The sequence below is a fragment of the Hymenobacter aerophilus DSM 13606 genome (genome assembly GCF_000382225.1).
Lineage (GTDB): Bacteria > Bacteroidota > Bacteroidia > Cytophagales > Hymenobacteraceae > Hymenobacter > Hymenobacter aerophilus.
Genome location: NZ_KB907803.1, coordinates 1 through 17,695, shown reverse-complemented (window position 1 = coordinate 17,695; position 17,695 = coordinate 1). Strand labels below are relative to the sequence as shown.

The 17,695-nt window shown below is 63.2% G+C and carries 10 protein-coding genes; 3 read left to right on the top strand and 7 right to left on the bottom strand.

Features of this window, described 5'->3' with window-relative positions; all coding sequences use genetic code 11:
- Positions 1 to 133 precede the first annotated feature (133 nt).
- The 6 genes from tamL to H145_RS22505 all read right to left on the bottom strand — a co-directional run bounded on the left by tamL (position 134) and on the right by H145_RS22505 (position 13,505).
- A complete protein-coding gene (gene tamL / locus H145_RS19875; RefSeq protein WP_019946825.1) occupies positions 134 to 2,542 on the bottom strand; it encodes a translocation and assembly module lipoprotein TamL in 2,409 nt (802 codons plus the stop codon).
- Between the two features lie 154 nt (positions 2,543 to 2,696).
- A complete protein-coding gene (locus H145_RS0103885) occupies positions 2,697 to 7,892 on the bottom strand; it encodes a translocation/assembly module TamB domain-containing protein (protein ID WP_019946824.1) in 5,196 nt (1,731 codons plus the stop codon).
- 279 nt (positions 7,893 to 8,171) lie between these two features.
- A complete protein-coding gene (locus H145_RS22510) occupies positions 8,172 to 9,737 on the bottom strand; it encodes a TPM domain-containing protein (RefSeq protein WP_051102971.1) in 1,566 nt (521 codons plus the stop codon).
- A gap of 134 nt (positions 9,738 to 9,871) precedes the next feature.
- Complete coding sequence (locus H145_RS19865; protein WP_019946823.1) at positions 9,872 to 11,728, bottom strand: DUF4132 domain-containing protein; 1,857 nt, start codon at positions 11,726 to 11,728, stop codon at positions 9,872 to 9,874.
- 732 nt (positions 11,729 to 12,460) lie between these two features.
- A complete protein-coding gene (locus tag H145_RS0103870) occupies positions 12,461 to 12,853 on the bottom strand; it encodes a hypothetical protein (RefSeq protein WP_019946822.1) in 393 nt (130 codons plus the stop codon).
- 49 nt (positions 12,854 to 12,902) lie between these two features.
- Positions 12,903 to 13,505 carry an SMI1/KNR4 family protein gene (locus tag H145_RS22505; RefSeq protein WP_019946821.1) on the bottom strand — a complete coding sequence of 201 codons (603 nt, stop codon included), beginning with the start codon at positions 13,503 to 13,505 and terminating at the stop codon, positions 12,903 to 12,905.
- 198 nt (positions 13,506 to 13,703) lie between these two features.
- Between H145_RS22505 and H145_RS0103860 the strand changes: the two genes are divergently transcribed.
- The 3 genes from H145_RS0103860 to H145_RS0103850 all read left to right on the top strand — a co-directional run bounded on the left by H145_RS0103860 (position 13,704) and on the right by H145_RS0103850 (position 17,283).
- A complete protein-coding gene (locus H145_RS0103860) occupies positions 13,704 to 14,066 on the top strand; it encodes an SHOCT domain-containing protein (protein WP_019946820.1) in 363 nt (120 codons plus the stop codon).
- A 55-nt stretch (positions 14,067 to 14,121) separates the two neighbouring features.
- Entirely contained in the window at positions 14,122 to 14,379 is a 258-nt protein-coding gene (locus H145_RS0103855) for a hypothetical protein (protein WP_019946819.1), read from the top strand.
- A gap of 180 nt (positions 14,380 to 14,559) precedes the next feature.
- A complete protein-coding gene (locus H145_RS0103850) occupies positions 14,560 to 17,283 on the top strand; it encodes a 4-alpha-glucanotransferase (protein ID WP_019946818.1) in 2,724 nt (907 codons plus the stop codon).
- A gap of 142 nt (positions 17,284 to 17,425) precedes the next feature.
- Here H145_RS0103850 and H145_RS0103845 read toward each other — a convergent pair.
- A partial coding sequence (locus tag H145_RS0103845) for an integrase core domain-containing protein (protein WP_019946817.1) occupies positions 17,426 to 17,695 on the bottom strand: 270 nt, incomplete at its 5' end.

Genomic DNA, 17,695 nt, shown 5'->3' with positions numbered 1-17,695 from the left:
ACGAAGGTGTCGCCCCGCTGGGGCTTTAGAATTGTTGGCGCATTGCCGGCTACCGATATGTCGCCCCGCTGGGGCTTACAGTGCTGCCTAGCTAACAGCTATAAGCTCTCAGCTAACAGCTAACAGCTTATTTTTAAAACGGATAGCCGATACCCAGGTTCAGGCGCAGGCCGTCGAGCAGCATGGGGCTTTTCCGGTATTCGTCGTTGAAGCCCGGCGGCACGGGAATTTCCGGGTTTTTCCGGACGTCGAAGTCCGTGTTGGCGTAGGGGTAGCGCAGGGGCACGGCGGCATCGAGGCGGATAACGAAGAACTGCACGTCGATGCGCAGGCCTACGCCGGCACCTACGGCCAGTTCCTTGAAGAAGGAGTTGAACTGGAACTGCCCGTTTTTGCCGTCGGGTTGGCCTTTGCTGTCGTAGGTGGGGCGGGCGGGGTCGCCGTTTACCAGCCAGATGTTGCCCGCATCCACGAACACGGCGCCCTTCACGTACGGAAACAAATCCTGGCGGTACTCGATATTACCTTCGAGGCGAATGTCGCCTACCTGGTCGTAGAAGCCGCCGTTGCCGCTGTTGGCGGGGGTGCGGTAGGTGCCGGGGCCGATACCGCGGGCGGCAAAGGCCCGCACGCTGTTGGGGCCGCCGATGCCGTACTGTTTCAGGTAGGGCAGCACGCTGGAGTTGAGGTAGGGAACGCCCGCGCCGATGAGCAGGCGGGCCGCCAGTTTGTTGCCGCTGGCCGGATTGACAGAGGTGCGGTAGTAGTTGCGCAGCTCCAGGTTCACCTTGGAATACTGCGAGAACTCGCGCCCGAATAGCTTGTAAGCCTGCTCGCCCGTGTCGGTGGTTTCCTTGCTGGCTCCGCCCAGGTTCTTGAGCAGGTAGGCCAGGTTGCCCGACAACTCCAGGCCGCCGCTGAAGTAAATCTGGTTGCGGCGCTGCTCCAGCACCTGCTGGTTGTAGGTGTAGGTGTAGTTGCTGCCCAGAATGAACTGCTGGCGGAAGCTCTGGCGCAGGAAGGGCTTATCGTTGAGCAATTGCTCGAATACGGGCTGGGTGTTGCTCAGGCGCACGTACTGCAGGTCGATGGGTTGCAGGCGCTGCTCGTTGGTGAGCTTGGTTTTCCAGGTGTAGCCGTAGCCCAGGTTGAACACGTTCTGCTGGAAATACTTGGTACGGTCGACGTACTTAACGCCGGCCTCGAAGAAGGTACGGGGCTGGAAATCGGAGTTGCGCAGCCGGATATCGAAGGGCGGCGTAATCAGGCGCGGCACCAGCAGCTGGGCATCGAGGCCGTACTGGGTGGAGGTAACGCCCGACAGCGCGCCCTTGCCCGTTTCTACCGAGGCCTGGGCGTTGATGAGCAGCTGCTCGGCCCCGCGCAACGCCGAGCGGTTGCGGTACTGCACCACCACGGCCGGCCCGGTAAACAGGTTCGACGTGTTCATCTGCAGCTCGGCCCGAATCGACTTCTTGGGCACCTGCGTCATGCGCACAATGGCGTTCAGGAAGCCGTACTGCAACGAATCGGGCTTGTTGCGGGCGGGCCGGAACTGCTGGTCGACGAAGCGGAAGGTTCCCAGGCTCATCAGGCGGCTCAGCGTCTGGTCGGCGCGGCGGCGGCGGTAGAGGCTGTCGGGGTACAGGAACACGGCGTTGGCAATGGCCTTGGCCTTGAACACCGACTCGTCGGGGTAGTAGCGGTAGCCCCGGTAGTTGATGGGCGTTTTGTTGGTCGTGGTGTCTTCTAGGGTGTAATCGGTGTTGAGCACCACGCGGTTGAGCACGTAGGGCTGGGCGGCATTGGCCGGAATGCTGCCCTTCACTTTCAGGTATACATTCACCTGATTATCCAGCGTACTGTCTACCTGAAACAGCAGGTAATCGGGCGCGAAATAGTAGTAGCCCTTGTTCTTGAGCTCGTTATCAATCCGCACCCGCTCATTCACGAACGTCTGTAAATTATAAGGGTCGCCCACTTTCAGCAGCGAAGCCGCCTGGGTGGCCCGAATGTCGCGGTCGAGCAGCGTGTCGCGCTCGGGGAAGAACACCTCCTTGATGCGGTACACCTGGTTTACGCGGGCCTCATAATCGACGGAGGCCGTGCGGTCTTCGAGCTTGACGTTGGCGCGCACTTCGGGCTTGAAAAAGCCGTCGTTGTTGAGGCGGTTGAGCATGAGGCCGGCCACGCGGGCCGTATCCACCTCGCTGAACAGCACCGGCTTCTCGCCGTACTTATCGGCCAGCCAGTGGCCCAGGCCCTTGGTTTTGCCCTCGCCCAGGTGCCAGAAATACAGCTTGGGCCGCATGCCCAGAATGGAGGAGTTCGGCGGGGGCGCAATTACGGCCTCCAGCTCGGTCTGCACCACGGCCTCGTTCGGTATTTCGGTGCCGGTGTTCGACTTGAGCTTGACGGTGCTGCCGGTGTAGAGGCGGGCATCGTCGGGGATGAACTTGAGGCCGCTGCACCCGGCCAGCCCGGCCAGCAGCAGCCCGCTGGCCGCCCACCGACGGCCGGAGCGGATGAAGCGGGAGAACAAAGGGCGGTGAGGTTGAAGTTGGGGCACTGGCTGATTCGTTTTGGAACGTCATGCAGAGCGGAGCGAAGCATCTCGCGTGCTCACATTGTAATAGTTAACGGATGTGAGCACGCGAGATGCTTCGCTCCGCTCTGCATGACGTTCTTCTGATTCTCTACTTGCTGCTGGTTGGCCGCCCGGCTACCCGCGCCGAGTCGCGGCGGGGGGGCTGGGTGGCGGTGGTTTTTACCGAGTCGGCGGTGGCCTTTTCTTGCTGCTTCTGCCGCTTGCGGATTTCCTTGTTGCGCTGCTTCACGTCTTTGTCGATGCCCTTGAACAGGTCGGCGAAGTTCTGGTAGTCGCGCTGGTAAATCAGCGAGGCGCCGTTGCGCACGTAGGGCCCGTCGATGTCGGCGTAGGCGTTGTTGCGGTAGGCGCGCAGGCGCAGGCGGCCGTTGGCCAGAATGTCGTACTCGATGCTCACGTCGCCGGCGAAGTCGCTGGTTTTCTGCCCCTCGCCACCCGCCGTACGGTTGCCGTTGGCCAGCGGCACATCGGTACCCAGGCGCACCGTTACGCGGTCGTTGAACAGCTGGCGGCGCACGGCCACGTTCAGGTCGGTGCGGGTTTTCTCCGAGCCCGACGAGAAATCGGCCTGCGAGTTCACGCCCAGCTCCACGCCCAGGTTGGAGAGGTAGGAGCCCGTGAGCTTGTTGAGCTGCTCGGTGAGCACCTGGCTGGCGCTACCGCGTAGCTGCTCGGCCACAATGCTGCCGCCGCTGCTCGCAAACGGGTTTTCGGCCAGGAAGCGGTTGAGTACCAGCAGCGAAAACACCTGCTTGTTCAGCTCGTCGGTCTGGCTGGGCTGGCGCAGCTGGGTCAGGCGGGTTTCAATCTGGTTGCGCAGCTCGGTGCGGCTGTCTTCGGGCAGCTTGATATCGAAGCTGATGGCGGGCTTGAGCAGCTCCCCGTCCACGTTCAGGTACACGTTGAAGGGCAGCGTGTTGCGGGCGGTCGACTTCAGCGTTTCGTCGCTCACGCCCTGGCCCGAGAGCAGCTCGGCCGGCGCGGCTTTGGCCACGTAAATGGCCGACACGTCGGCAATGCCGCTGTACGGGTCGCCCGACCAGGTGATGGTGCTGCCCTCGGCAATCTGGAAGTCGCGCTCCGTCACGTCGTAGAGCGAGAGGTGGTAGCTACCGCTCTGCACGGCCAGCCGGCCGCTGAGCGTGATGTTGCCCGCCGGGTCGATGGCCGTGCTGAGCGTGCCGTTGGCCCGCACCTTCAGGTTGTCGCCCGAAGCCTCGTCAATCACCACCGTAAACGGGGTTTCGTCGGTGACGGTGATGGTGGCGGCAATGTCGTAGCCGGCGGCCGTTTTGGCCGAGTCCTGCCGGGCCAGCTGCTGCTGCAACAGGGTGTCGATGGGGGCGCTCTTGTCGATGAACTCCACAATGCCCTCGGTACTCACCTTGTCGGCCTCGTCGTTGGGCACGGCCACGAAGAAGTTCGAGCCATCCACGACGCTGGCCGTGGTGCGGATTTTCATCAGGTTCAAATCACCCGTAATGCGCGACTTCGAATCGACAATCAGCTTGCCCCAGAACAGCGGGTTGTCGCGCTGGGTGCTCTGCACGGCAATGAAATCCTCGGTGGTGGCATCGAGCCGGAAGCCGTAGTCCACGAACGTCTGAGTCAGCACGTAGCCATCCACCACGGCGCGGTTGCGCAGCGAATCCAGAATCACGAAATCGTTGAGGCGGATGCCCTTTTCGTCGAAGGTGATATCCTGGCGGGGCAGCGTGAAGGGGGCGCCGAGCTGGGTGAGCGTGAAGCCGGCGTCGTTGGTGGTCAGCTGGCCGCGCACCTCGGGGGCGGCGGTGGTGCCGGCAATGTCGAGCTGGCCGCTGAGGTAGCCAGTCGTTTCGCGAATTTCGCCCAGCGAAAACGGCTCAATGGTGCCCAGCGCGAAACGGGTTACATCGGCCTTCATAGCCAGCGCGCCGCTAGCCAGGTAGTCGCCGCTCACGCGCACGTTGTTGTCGTTGGGGCCGCCGGTCAGGCGCAGGTCCACGGTGTAGCGGTCGGCGGTGGCGTTGTTGGCTTTCAGGGCCAAATCACCGAGCAGGGTTTTGGTGTAGGTCAGCCCCCGCAGGCTGGCGTCGGCCGTAAAGGCCATGTTGGGCTGCCCCAACGATTTCACCACGGCCTGGCCATTGAGCGTGCCGCCCACCAGCGAATCCTGCAGGCCGCCGGCCGTGGCCAGCTCGTTCAGGTTGAGGTTGCTGAACTGGGCCTGCAGCGGGTAGCCGGCCCCGGCCAGCGTTTGCAGCGCAATGCTCTGGTCGCCCTGGCTCAAACGCACGTTTTCGGCCCGGATGGCGCCGCTGTTCACGTTGTAGCGCAGCTCGTTGCCCGGCTGCACGGCCCACTGCTGGTTGTTGAGCACCAGCTTGGGGTCGAAGCTGAAGCCGTAGGCATCGCCCCGCTCATACACCTGCAGCACGCCGCCCAAATCGAGGTTGGTACTGCTGTCGTTCCGGGCAATGCGCAGGTGAGTGCCCACCTTGTTGTCGGCAATGCTGCCCACGAGGCTGGGGTTAGGCAGGTTCAGGGTCGTGTCCTGGCTGATCTGGTCGAGCCGCAGGCCGTAGTCGAGCTTCTGCGGGTCGGAGGAAACCGAGAAACGGAGCGAGTCGAGCTGGTAGCCGGCGTACTTGATGCGGGCAATACGGGTGTTCAGGCGCAGGTCGGCTTCGCGGCTGTCGAAGCCGCCGGTGAGCTTGAAGGGCGTGAGCTGTTGTAAGTCGGGCACGAAGGCGCTGAACACCTTGGGCTCCTTCACCTCGGCCTCGAACGTGAACTGCTGGTAGCTGCTGGCGGGGCGGTACTGCACGCCGGGCAGGTTGAAGTAGCGGTCGATGTGCTGCTCCAGGGCCGTGGCAATGTCGCCGAGGCGGGTGTTGCCGCGCAGCGTCAGGTCGGCCACCGAGCTGGCAAAGTCCACTTCGGTGCGGCCGGTGCGCTGCACAATGCGGCCGCTCACTGAATCGAGCACGAAGGGCTTGCCGTCGCTCACAATGGCAATGCGGCTGCCCGAGAACGTGCCGTTGATGGTGTTCAGGTCGGAGCCGCTCAAGTTGGCCTGCAGGTCGCCCTGCACGCTCAGGTTGCCACCGGTGTAGAAGCCCAGGGCCGTCAGGTTGGCCCCGCGCAGATTCAGCCGGTCGACGCGGTAGGTCGGGTTGGAGGCGTTGCGCAGGTCGATGGTAGCCAGCACATCGAGGTTGAGGTTGGGGTCGTCCTTGCTGCTGGCGTCCACCACATAGCGGTTGCGGTCGATGTCGACCTTAGCCACGATGCCGTGGTAGGTGTAGCCGTTGTAGGTGGCCTGCTGCACGTTGGCAGTGAGCTGGCCCCGCAGCTGGTTGGGGTCGAGGCCGCCGCGGCCCGTCAGCGTGCCGCTGGCCGTAACGGTGCCAATGGTGGGGTCGCCAATGAGCTTGCCCACATTCAGCCCCTGAGTGCTGAACACGGCCTTTACCGGTTCCTGGCCCACGGGGCCGGCGCCCACGTTCACTTTGGCGGCCAGGTTGCCGTAGGTGGTTTTGGCCTTGAGGTCGGTGTCGAAGACCAGCGCCGTGGGCCGGCCCTTGAACGTGCCGCTCACCGTCATCAGCGGCGGCAGCGAGTAGCCGGCCGGAATCGTGCCGCGCGGCACCAGGCTCCGGATGTCGGCGTTGGTGGTGACGAACTTCTGGATGTTGAGGTCGGCGTACAGGCGACGGTCGGTTTCGGGCAGGCCCTGAATGCGGCCGCTGGCTACGAGCTGGGTGTTGCGCAACCCCACCACTTCCAGGCCGCTGATGCGCAGGTCGCTCACTTTACCACCCACTTTGCCGCTCAGCAGCACCGACTGATTGGGGCCGGTGGTGAAGGGCGGGGTGTCAATCAGGTCGGGCGCCAGATACAGAATGTCGCGGAAGCCCAGGCGGGTGTCGCGCAGGTCGGCCTCAATTTGCAGGTTGGCTAGGTCGTCGGCAATGGCGTCGAGGCTCTTGTACTGCATGGCCAGCGTGCGCCGGATGCGGGTGTGGGGCGTGACGAGGTCGAGGTTGTCGAGGCGGGTCTGGGTCGAGTCGAACACCACGTCGGCCTGGGCGCGGGTTACGGCGAAGCCGCTCTGCTCCTGGCCCGAAAGCTGCGTAATGCGGCCGGTGGTGCTGTTTTCCGAGTAGCGCAGGTTCTCGGTGTTCAGCGTGAGGTTGGTGAACTTGAGGTGGTTGTAGTCCATGCCGCTCACCTTGGTGCGCTGGCGGGGCTGGTTGAAGTTGTCGAAGGCCACCTCCACCCCATTGATGTCGGATTCCTTGAGGCTCACCACCCAGCTCGACTCCTGGCCGGTAGCGTTCTTCACCGAGGCGTCGAGGTCGCGCACGGCTTCGGCGGGGTTCACCACGCGCTGCTCGGTGGGCACTTCCTCGTTCTGGGCGTAGGCAAACGTGGTGTTGCGCAGCGTGAGCTTGTTGAGGGCCACGCGGCTGTTAATCAGGTCGATGTTATCGGCCGTTACCTCGGCTTCGCCGATGCGGGTGCTGATGTATTGCGCCGAGGGGCGGTTGCGGTAGGTAAGCGCCACGTTGTCGAGGCGGGCCTTGTTGAGGCCGAACTGCAACGTGAGGGCGGCCGTGTCGGCGGGCGAGTCGGGCGGGATTTTGGTTTGCGCGAAGTTGATGGTCGTGTTCTTCAGCGCCACCTCGTTCACCTTATAGATGGAGTTGTCCACGTCCACCTCGTCCATGCTCAAAGCCAGCGCGCCCACTTTGGTGCGCAGGTCGAGGCCATCCACTTCATCTTTATAGGTGAGCAGGATGTTGGTCAGTTTGGCGTCGCCGATGTCGTAGGTGAAGCCCGAGCCGGTGGTGTCGGCGGCCGTGGTAGCCACCGTGGCCGTGTCGCCGGTGGCGAAGGCGTTCAGGATGAAGTCGTAGTTGCTGATGCTGTCGGGCTCGGTGCGGCTGATGGCAATGCGGCCATTATTGAGCTCCAGGCTGCTGACCTTGATTTTCGACTTGAGCAGCGCAAAAATGTCGATGTTGACGCCCAGGTGGCCCACCGACACGAGCGTGTCGCCCTGCTGGTCGGCCAGAAACACGTCGTCGAAGCTGATGGTGTTGCGCAAATCGGAGCGGAACTTGCCGATGCGCACGTCGGTCTGCAGCTTGTCGCGCAGATACTTCTGGGCCTGGTTGGCCACAAAATCCTGCCCCGAAGGCGTCTGGACGTACAAAAACAGGCCGACTGCCAGCAGCAGAATCAGCCCAACCAGCCCCAGCAGGGCGTATAAAATGCGACGCAGGTAAACCGGCAAAAGACGAAAAGTAGAGGTCGGAATAGAGAAGGCGAAGCCTGACAGACGTGGCGGATGACGGCCGGCCGCGTTTCAGCTCCCGGTACGGGGCGGGACGTTTTTGCGGTTGGCCACAGCTAAGTCAGCCAAACGGAAAAACCAGCCGCCGGGTTTGCGCCATCCGCCCGATTTGCGGCTCAGCTTGGCTCCAACCGCAGCCGGGACGGGCCGGCAAGATAGGCAGCCAAAAATCAGCAGCCTCAAAATCAGGCTGCTAGCCGGCGCAAAACTACTGCCTGCTTACCAGCTGCTGCCCGCCCCGCCGCCACCCGACGAACCGCCGCTGCTGCTGGAGCTACTGCTGCTGGACGAGGACGACGACGAGTAGCTTCTCCCGGAGGAAGAGCTGCTTTCGGACTTGCGCGCGATGGTGAACCGGGCCTTTTCCTCGTGCTGGCAGAATTTACACCGGAACCTGTTCCAGCCCCAGCCGGAGGTGGAGGTAGTGGCAGCCCTCACCGTTTCGGAACTCTCGAGCTCCAGCGTGAGGTAGTGGCAGGCCGAGCACTGCTTCAGGGCGCTGTCGGGGTTGGCGTAGGCCAGTTGCAGGTAGTGGCCATTGGGGCAGGCCCACACGTCATAGTCAACCGACTCCACCATTTCTTCGGTCTGCTCGCCGGCCGTGAGGTAGGGCTTTTCGGCGGTGCCGTCGAGCTTGTGCATGAGCTGGGCGCAGTCGGGGCAGGTGTAGGGGTCGTCGCGCAGGTGGGCCAGCCGGCGGCGGTGCCAGGGCCAGTACCAAGCCAGCACCACCGGGAACAGGTAGGCCGTGAAGCCCAGATAGCGGTGCGTCCGCCGCAGCCGCTTATACTGCCGCCGCCGGCTAAGCTTCTGCCACCGGGGCTGCTGGCTAAGCTGGTACTGATAGAACAGATAGCCGTGCACCGCCAGCAGCGGCAGCACGTAGGCCAGCACCAGCCACGACACCCAGGTGAGCGAAAACAGCGCTATTACCAAGGTCCAGAAGCCAAACTGCCCGAGGCGCTCCTTCTTCTTTTGGGGGTCCGAAGTGCGCAGTATCAGCAGCAGAATTACTGCCGGAACTCCCAGGGTGAGCAGCCAGCCGCCCCATTGGCCCAGAAACGACGGGGCCGGCCCGGCCAGCTGGTTAGTGTCCTCATCGTAGCCGTGGGAAGCTGCTTCGGGTTGCGGCTGGTAGGCTTCGGGCGCTACTTCCAAAGGGGCCTGCTCCATTGGCGGCGGGGGCGCGGCCAACTCTGCATCCGGACCGAGCGGGATATCGGGGACGAGGGCGGGAGTGGTCACCGAGCCCGTCAGCTCGCGAATGAGGGCGTCTACGCCGGCCTGCACGGCGGCATCGGTGCGCCCGGCTTTCAGCTCGGGCACCATGTACTGCTGCTGAATGCGAAAGCAGGTAACGTCGGGCAGGTCGCCTTCGAGGCCGTAGCCGGTTTCAAACTCCACCCGGTGCTGGTCCATTACCAGCAGCAGCAGCAGGCCGTTGTTCTTCTCCTTGTCGCCGATTTTCCACTGGTTGAACAGGGCCGTGGCCGCCGTCTTGGGTACTTCTTCGCCGATGCTCTGCACCAGCACCACATCAATATGGGCGCGCCCGCGCTGGTCGAGGCCGGACAGCCGGGCGTTGAGGGCGGCTACCGTGCCGGGTTGCAGCAACGAGTCGGGGTCGCTCACGTAGGTTTCGCCCAGGCTTTTGGGGTCGGGAATAACCGTCAGGTAGTTCCCGGCCGTGATGCGGCCGGCCGGCTGCTTGCCCTGGCAGCCGCCGAGCAGCAGAGCCAACGGCAGCAGCAGTACGAGGAACAATTGGGCGTAGACGTTGCGCATGCAGTTGGGATATAGCAGTTTCGTGAACGATGTAGCCTTGATAAGCCACTACATAGCCCAGGAGTTTAGCCCTGGGGCATCAGGTAGAATCGGTCGGGACACATCGTTCGCGAAACCGCTATAACGTTGCCGCTCTATAGCTGACGCAGGATGGTTTCGTCGGTTATCTTGTCGTCCTCCATCAGCAGCAGGGCTTTGCTGAGGATGATAGACAGCACGGCGTCGCCCTCGAAGGGCAGGAAAACATCGGTGGCGCCCATGGTTTTGGCCGAGCGGTCGGGCACGATGCACAGGTACTGGTCGTTGGGCTCCATGAGGATGTTGCCCGAGCCGAGGTGGATTTTGTAGACGTGCCGCGTGCCCTTCATCACCAGGAAGTTGCCCTTTATTTCGCTCACCTTGCCGATTTTGAGGCGGGGCACCAGGCGTTCCAGGGCCAGCTTGCGGTTTTTGGCCACTTCGCCCAGCTCGCCGAAGCTGTACTGCTCCCAGTAGGTGCGGTACTGAACCAGGCCACCGTTGTCGCGCCACTGCGGGTCGTTGCCCACCGAGGCCACGCCCACGAACAGGTCCACGTCGCGCATGGCTTCCGAGAGCACCAATGGCGGCACCTGGGGCAGCGGCACCGGCTCGTCGTTGCGCACAAACCGGACCTGGTCGGTGCTCACGTAGTTGTAGATGCCGGTGTCGTTCCACTCGCCATCGGCATCCACCTCACTCACCCAGAACTCGGCCGTGAGGTTGTGGGCGGGCAGGGGCAGGCTGGCCATGTCGGATTCGTACCCTTTGTCGTAGGCGCCCAGCAGGCTGTAGCGCCAGCCCCGCAGCTTGGCCAGGCTGTTGAACTGGTGCTGCTTGAGCACGTGGGCCGCCATGCGGTTGGAGTAGGTGTTGGTGCGCTCCTCGGGCGGCGTGAGCAGGTACACCTCGCGGTAGGCCTGCCTGAGCGGCTGCCGCAGCTGCCAGCCGTCCAGCAGCTGCCGCCAGGCCAGCACCTCTTCGGCCGGGGCCAGCACCGGGTGCCAGAGCTGCATTTCGGTGTCGGCCGCCGGCGCGGGCACCGGCCGGCCCTGCGCGTCCTGCCAGGCGTCCGCCCGAAAAATAGCGTCCTGAAACGTGCCGTCGGGTTGGTGCAGCCGCCAGATGAGGGGGCGGGCCAGCAGGCTCATCAGGCCGTGGTGGAGGTAGTACTGCGCGAACCAGGGCCAGGCAATGCGCCGGCCCGCCACGAAACTGCGGTCGAGCCGGTCGCGCTGGGCGGTATAGGTTTGCTGGGCGTTGGTCTGGGCCGCTTTCAGCTCCTTCAGCTCGTCGGCATGGGTGGCTTTGAGAGCGGCGGGGGCACTTTTTAGAGCCTTGTCGCCCTTCTGCCAGCGCAGCTCGGCCTTGCCCCCCGCCAACTCCAGCGTGGCGGTGTAGTCGCCCAGCGCCTCGGTCAGGCGGCCGTTTTCCAGCCCGAAATCGGGCGCGGCCATGTCCTCAATCTCGGCCGGACTCACGCCCAGCTTCACCGACTCCTGCTCAATGTATCGGGCAATAAGCGCCTGGGTGTTGCTCTGGCGGATTTTGCCCCGCACCCGTGCCAGGGCCGCCACGCCGGGCAGGCCGTTCTGCGAGAGGGCCAACAGGCCAGCGTTGCCCAGCCCCTCGGCCAACGGGCCCTTACCCGGAATCTTACGGAAGCACTTGGCCACCAGTGCCGTGAGCTGGGTCAGCACGGCCGCGTCGGCCAGCGGCTGCATAGTCCAGACGAGGCCCTTGGCCGCTATGGCGTTGGCCTCCAGCAGGTAGGTGTAGGTGTAGTTATGGCTGGTGTGGCTTTCCTGCTCCACGGGCATAGACAGCAGCAAATCCAGCCAAATACGGCCTTGCTCGCGCACAGCTTCGGCCCCCACGGCGGCAGTGGCATCATCCAGCCCTTTGCGCAACTTGGCGGTAGGCTGGCCAGTTGTGGCTTTCTGCCAGAGTTGCAGCAGTTGCAGCCAAGCCAATGTGGTGGAGTCGGTTGGGGTGAGATTGGCTAAGAACTGTTGTAGGGCTTGGCCCAGTGGATCGCCATCGGCAAACACCACAGACAAGCCATGTACATTATTAGTTTGGCCTAACGCCCCCCGAATTTTGCGGTGAATTTCAAGCAAATTCCCGGTTTGGCCGGCAGTGTTGTCGCTCAGTTGACCCAGAAGTGCTTGCATAGGCTGACTTAGTCGCTGCTGCTTTGCCAGCTTAACCACATGATTTATGACGGCACCAAGCGGAAAGGAATTATAAGTCATCAGCACTCTTACGCTAGGATATACATCACCTGTTAAATCACTAATTTTTAGAAGTCTTAATAAATTTTCTTCATTAAGATTAAGTTTAGTTCGCAACAGTGCTGCCAGAATTTCGCCTAGCGTATAGTGGAGCCGGTAATCGTGTTCATTAGTACGGGAACGTGCATATGCGGCTCCCAGCGCCAATATCACCCGGCCTTGGTAGGCAGCATCGCAGACCCTCACGGACTGGTAAGCAGATAGGCTTGTGAGCTTCGAATTATACCCGCCATCAAGTGCTTGCCGCAGTAGTTCAGATAGTACACCTTTCATCTCCTGAGCTTCGGGGCTGGGGTCCTCTAAAATAGTGTGGGAAATTTCTTCGGTTTTAGACATAGCAGTTTCATTAGCGGCTGGGGCGGCCGCCGGTTTGTTGAACAAGGCAAGAAAACGGTTCAGCAGATGCACGGCTCAGCCGCCGACCAGCGGCGTGAGCTTCACGAAGCTAACGGTGGCCCCGTCGCCCAGCCACACGGCGTCGTCCAGGCTTTCGGCCTGCCGGTCGTTCACCAGCACGAAGAACCCGTTTTGCTGAAACGCCTCCAGGGCGCGGTACACCTGCTGTTCGCCGTCGATGCGTTTAGTGGGCCGCAGCTTGTAGCCGTTGAGCGCCCGCTCCGATTCGGTAGGCTGCACCAGGCCCTGGAACACGCCGTTCTGCCGCTCATTGTAGGCCGCTACTTCGCCCAGCACGCGGCGGGTAATCATTTCGCGGACGGTCAGGGTTTCCTGGCTGATTTCCAGCTCCAGACGGCTGATGATGCTGCCGCTGGCCGTTTCGTCGAGGATAGTGAGCGTGGGCATAGTGATTCGTGGTTGAGAGGGGAAAGATGGGGTTTTCTGCGCAACAAACTCAGGCGTTGTCGAAATCCTCGACCCAGGCGGCATAGTGCGGTCCGGCCCAGCGGCGCAGGCGCGGGAACAACCACTCGGCAGCCCGCGGGGCCAGGCTGAAGCCCTTGTCGTCGTCTACGAAAGGGTCTGCTTCGAAGGCATTCAGCGCGTGGTGCCGGGCGGCGGCGCATAGCAGAAACTGCCCCAGCGTATCGGCCATGGTGTCGCCGGTTTGCCAGTCGCCGGCCCCGTGCCGGAGCCGCTGGATGCCCGCTTCAGAGTGCCCCAGGTCCAGCAGCACCGGGTCGGCTCCCTCGTCGCCGAGCAGGAAAAAGTCGGGGTTCCAGTCGGGAATGGGCTGCTGAGCTACAGAATTCCAGCTGTAGCCGTCCTGATGTGCACCTAAGCGGGGCAACCCGTAGAGCTCCAATGGATTGCCCACCGTGTCAAAGTAAACGTCTTCGGCCGGGGCTACGCGGTTGAGGTAATCCACCAGGTCGGGCGGCAGGGGCTGGTTGAATTCGGCACCGAGCCGGGCCGCCGCGCCGCCGTGGCCGAACCCGAAGGGATGTTTGCCAGGCCAGAGCTGGCCGATTTCAGCAAGCGCGCTTTGTAAGGTCATAGGGTTTATCTCCGTATTGCTAAAAGACCGGCCCCTGGCTCAGCCGATTGAAAACGTACTATGTTCGGGGGGCGTCTATTACCGGCCGCCCCCACCGGTTACGCCGGCAACATAACCAAAGTATAGCGGGGGCGTAATTTTTGGGAGCCGTACTTCTTCCGCCGCGGGCCCGCCGCTGCCCCAAGAACTGCCTTCTGCATGGCCAAATCGATTAAAGCTCTCAAGTGTCCGCAGTGCGGCAGCACCCAGAAAACGCAGGTTCGCCCCGAGCATTTCCGCTGCGACAATTGCGGCACCGAATACTTCCTCGACAACGACGACATCAACATCAACTATACCGAGCGGAAGCTCGGCACCCCGGCCACGCCCAACCGCCCCGGCCTGATTGCCGGCGCCGAGCTGGGCAAGGTCTTCGCCTCCCAAACCGAAAGCACTACCAGCGCCCCGCCCGATGCCGACCCCGTTCAGCAGCTGCAAAAGCTCAAACTGCTGCTCGACGAAGGCATTCTCACCCCCGAAGAGTACGCCATCAAGCGGCGGACTTGGCTCGATAAATTATGAGTTGCGCGCCGTAATTCGGCCGTACCAATCCCTCCGGTTTTAAACCCATTCGACCATGAAAAAGCTAGTTGGATTCGCTATTATCCTGGTGGGCCTGGCGCTGGCCGGGCTGCTGGTGCTGCGCATCTGGGGCATCAGCCTGGTCAGCCACGACACGCTACTGCGCAGCGGCGCTACGCTGGTCGTGCTGGCCGTCGGCTGGGCCGTGCTTATCATCTGCTGGTTTGCTTTCTTCCGCAACCCCGCCGCCGGCTACGACAGCAGCGGGGGGCAACGGGTACAGCCCCGGCTGCCGCGCCGCGACCAGAAGTAGGCCGCTGCGGGTCCAGCAGCATTTGTCAACCCGGCACCGCCCAGCCGCTAATGCGGCATTAATTAGAGGGTTGAACCGGTAGTTTGGGGGCTGAACCGGTGGTTTTTTGCTCCGAAGAGCGCCTGTTACAGGCTATTAACCCGTATCTTTCGGACCGGTTTATCCCTGATTTAGCTTCCGATGATTGTTCGTTTTACGCTTCCCTACCGCACCGAATGGGGCCAGCGGCTGGTGGTTTGCGGCTCGCTGCCCGCCCTGGGCCAGTGGGCGCCCGAAGCCGCCCTGCCCCTGCACTACGACGAGGTTTCCGGCCTCTGGAGCCGCGAGCTGGAACTGCCCGCCGGTTCGGTAGATGGCGCCTATAAATACCTGCTGCTCGATGAGCGCGACGGCGGCCGCCACTGGGAATGGGGCCCCGACCGTCCGCTGCCTACTGCCGCGCCCTCCTTCGGCCGGCTGGTGCTGGCCGACTGGTGGCGCGCCCCCGCGCAACCCGAAAACGAGCTGTTCACGGCCGCCTTCACCGAGGCCCTGTTCCGCCGCCCCGCCCCGGCGGCCCCGGCAGTGCCCGTCACCGCTGGTCCGGCCGTACGCTTTCAACTAACGGCCCCACGCGTGGCGCCCGGCCAGCAGCTGTGCGTGCTGGGCTCCGATGCCGCGCTGGGCGCCTGGGACGCTGCCCGGGCCGTGGTGCTGTCGGATGCCGACTACCCTACCTGGACGGCCGAGGTAACGCTGGCCACGCTCGCCACCGAAACCCGCTATAAATATGGCATCCGGGACCCGGCTACCGGGCAGCTGACGGAGCTGGAGGCCGGGGCCGATCGGCTGCTGCCGGCCGAAATCGACCCGCAGACCTTGCACGTGCAGGCTGATAACCAGTACAACTATGCGGCGGCGCCCTGGCGCGGGGCCGGCGTAGCGCTGCCCGTATTTTCGCTCCGCAGCCGCCGGGGCCTGGGCGTGGGCGAATTCCCCGACCTGAAGCTGCTGGTAGATTGGGCCGTAGCCGCCGGCCTGCAGCTGGTGCAGGTGCTGCCCATCAACGACACGGTGGCCACCCACACCTGGGTCGACAGCTACCCCTACGCCGCCATTTCGGTGTTTGCTCTGCACCCGCAGTACCTCAACCTGGAGGCGGTGGCCGAGCTGCGCGACCCAGCTGCCCGCCAGCAACTGGCGCAGTTGCGCGACGAGCTGAATGCGAAGGATTTCGTGGACTACGAGCCCGTGATGGCCGCCAAGTGGCACTTCCTGCGCCAGCTCTATCAGCAGGAGAAAGCGGCATTTCTGGCCGATGCGGACTTCCACGCCTTCCGCGACGAGCAGGCGGCCTGGCTGCTGCCCTACGCAGCCTTCTGCGGTCTGCGCGACCAGTTCGGCACGGCCGATTTCCACCAGTGGCCCGCCGAATACCGCACCCCGGCCGAGGTAGAACGTCTTACCAGCGAAACCAACCCTGATTTCGACGAATTCGGGCTGTTCTTCTTCCTGCAGTTTCATCTGGATAAGCAGCTGCGCGAGGCCGTGGCCTACGCCCGCGAGCGGGGCGTGGTGGTGAAGGGCGACCTGCCCATCGGCATCTACCGGCACTCGGTGGATGCCTGGACCCAGCCCGAGCTTTACCACCTGCATCAGCAGGCCGGCGCCCCGCCCGACGACTTCTCCACAACCGGTCAGAACTGGCGCTTCCCGACCTACAACTGGGAGCAGATGGCCCTCGACGGCTACCAGTGGTGGCAGCAGCGCATGGGCCACCTGGCCCGCTACTTCGACGCGCTCCGCATCGACCACATTCTGGGTTTCTTCCGCATCTGGGAAATTCCAGCGCACTCGGTGGAGGGCCTGCTGGGCCACTTCTCGCCCGCGCTGCCCTTCTCGCAGCAAGAAATCGAGCAGCGTATCGGGTGGTTCGACTACGGCCGGCTGTGTGAGCCCTACATCCGCTGGCACGTGGTGCAGGAGGTATTCGGTGGCCAGGCGCAGGTGGTGTTCGATGAGTTCATGGAAGCCGATGCGCTCGGCACCATCCGCCTCCGGGAGTTTGTGCGCACCCAGCGCCAGATGGAGGCCGTTATCAACGCGAAAACCGAAGCCGACCCAGCCCAGACCGACTACTACCACTGGCTGCGCGCCGGTCTGTTCGGGCTGGCCAACGAGGTGCTGCTGGTGCCCGACGACCAGCAGCCCGACCACTATCATCCGCGCATCACCCTCACGCTGAGTCGCTCGTTCCGGGAGCTCAACGAGGCCACCCGCCCCCGCCTGGAGGCCCTCTACAACGACTTTTTCTACCAGCGCCACGAGGGTTTCTGGCGCGAGCAGGGCCTCACCAAGTTGCCGCCCGTGCGCTGGGCCACCAACATGCTCATCTGTGGCGAAGACCTCGGCATGGTGCCCGCCTCAGTACCCGGGGTGATGAAGGATCTGGGCATTCTGGGCCTACACATCCAGCGCATGCCCGCCGACCCCAGCACCGAGTTCGGCCACCCCGACCGCGCGCCCTACCTGAGCGTGGTCAGCCCCGGCTCGCACGACATGAGCACGCTGCGCGGCTGGTGGGAAGAAGACCCAACCCGCACCCAGCGCTTCTTCGAAACCATCCTGGGCCACCACCACGAGGCGGCCCCCTTCTACTGCGAGCCTTGGGTAGTGCGGGAAATACTGGAGCAGCACCTGCACTCGCCCGCCATGTGGGCCATCTTCCCGCTCCAGGACATCGTGGCGCTCAGCGCCGACCTACGCCGCCAGGACCCGCAGGCCGAGCAAATCAACGTGCCCAGCAACCCCACCCACTTCTGGAAGTACCGCTTCCACCTGCCGCTGGAAGAGCTGGTTGGGCAGGCCGGCTTCAACGCCGAGGTGCAGGCGCTGGTAGAACGGAGCGGCCGGGAGGCGGTTTGATTAAGAGGGTGCGGCGAATTGAAAGCCCCGCTATAGTAGTGAGATGCAGAGAAATCTATCTTACTACTATAGTGGGGCCTTATCGTTAATTAGCTTCCGAATCCATATAGGATTTACTACGACTCTCATTGAGGTGGTCTAGCTAAGCTGGACAGAGTTGGGACGTTGTTTGGAGTTGTGTTTCGAAGTGGTTTGGCGACTGGTAATTGAGGGCGGAATGCCGGCGTTCCGCGTTGTAATAGGCAATGTGGTGGCTGATTTCGAGCCGGGCTTCGGCTAGGCCAGGGAAGGAGCCGCCGTCGAGCAGTTCGGCTTTGAAGCGGCTCCAAAATGATTCGGCGTGGGCGTTGTCGTAGCAGTTGCCGCGCCGGCTCATGCTTTGCAGGGCGCCCTGTTGGGCCACCAGGTCTTT

Coding starts and splice junctions, on each gene's coding strand:
- H145_RS22510 (WP_051102971.1), bottom strand. CDS start 9,737: ATGCGCAACGTCTACGCCCAATTGTTCCTCGTACTGCTGCTGCCGTTG.
- H145_RS0103870 (WP_019946822.1), bottom strand. CDS start 12,853: ATGCCCACGCTCACTATCCTCGACGAAACGGCCAGCGGCAGCATCATC.
- H145_RS22505 (WP_019946821.1), bottom strand. CDS start 13,505: ATGACCTTACAAAGCGCGCTTGCTGAAATCGGCCAGCTCTGGCCTGGC.
- H145_RS0103860 (WP_019946820.1), top strand. CDS start 13,704: ATGGCCAAATCGATTAAAGCTCTCAAGTGTCCGCAGTGCGGCAGCACC.
- H145_RS0103855 (WP_019946819.1), top strand. CDS start 14,122: ATGAAAAAGCTAGTTGGATTCGCTATTATCCTGGTGGGCCTGGCGCTG.
- H145_RS0103850 (WP_019946818.1), top strand. CDS start 14,560: ATGATTGTTCGTTTTACGCTTCCCTACCGCACCGAATGGGGCCAGCGG.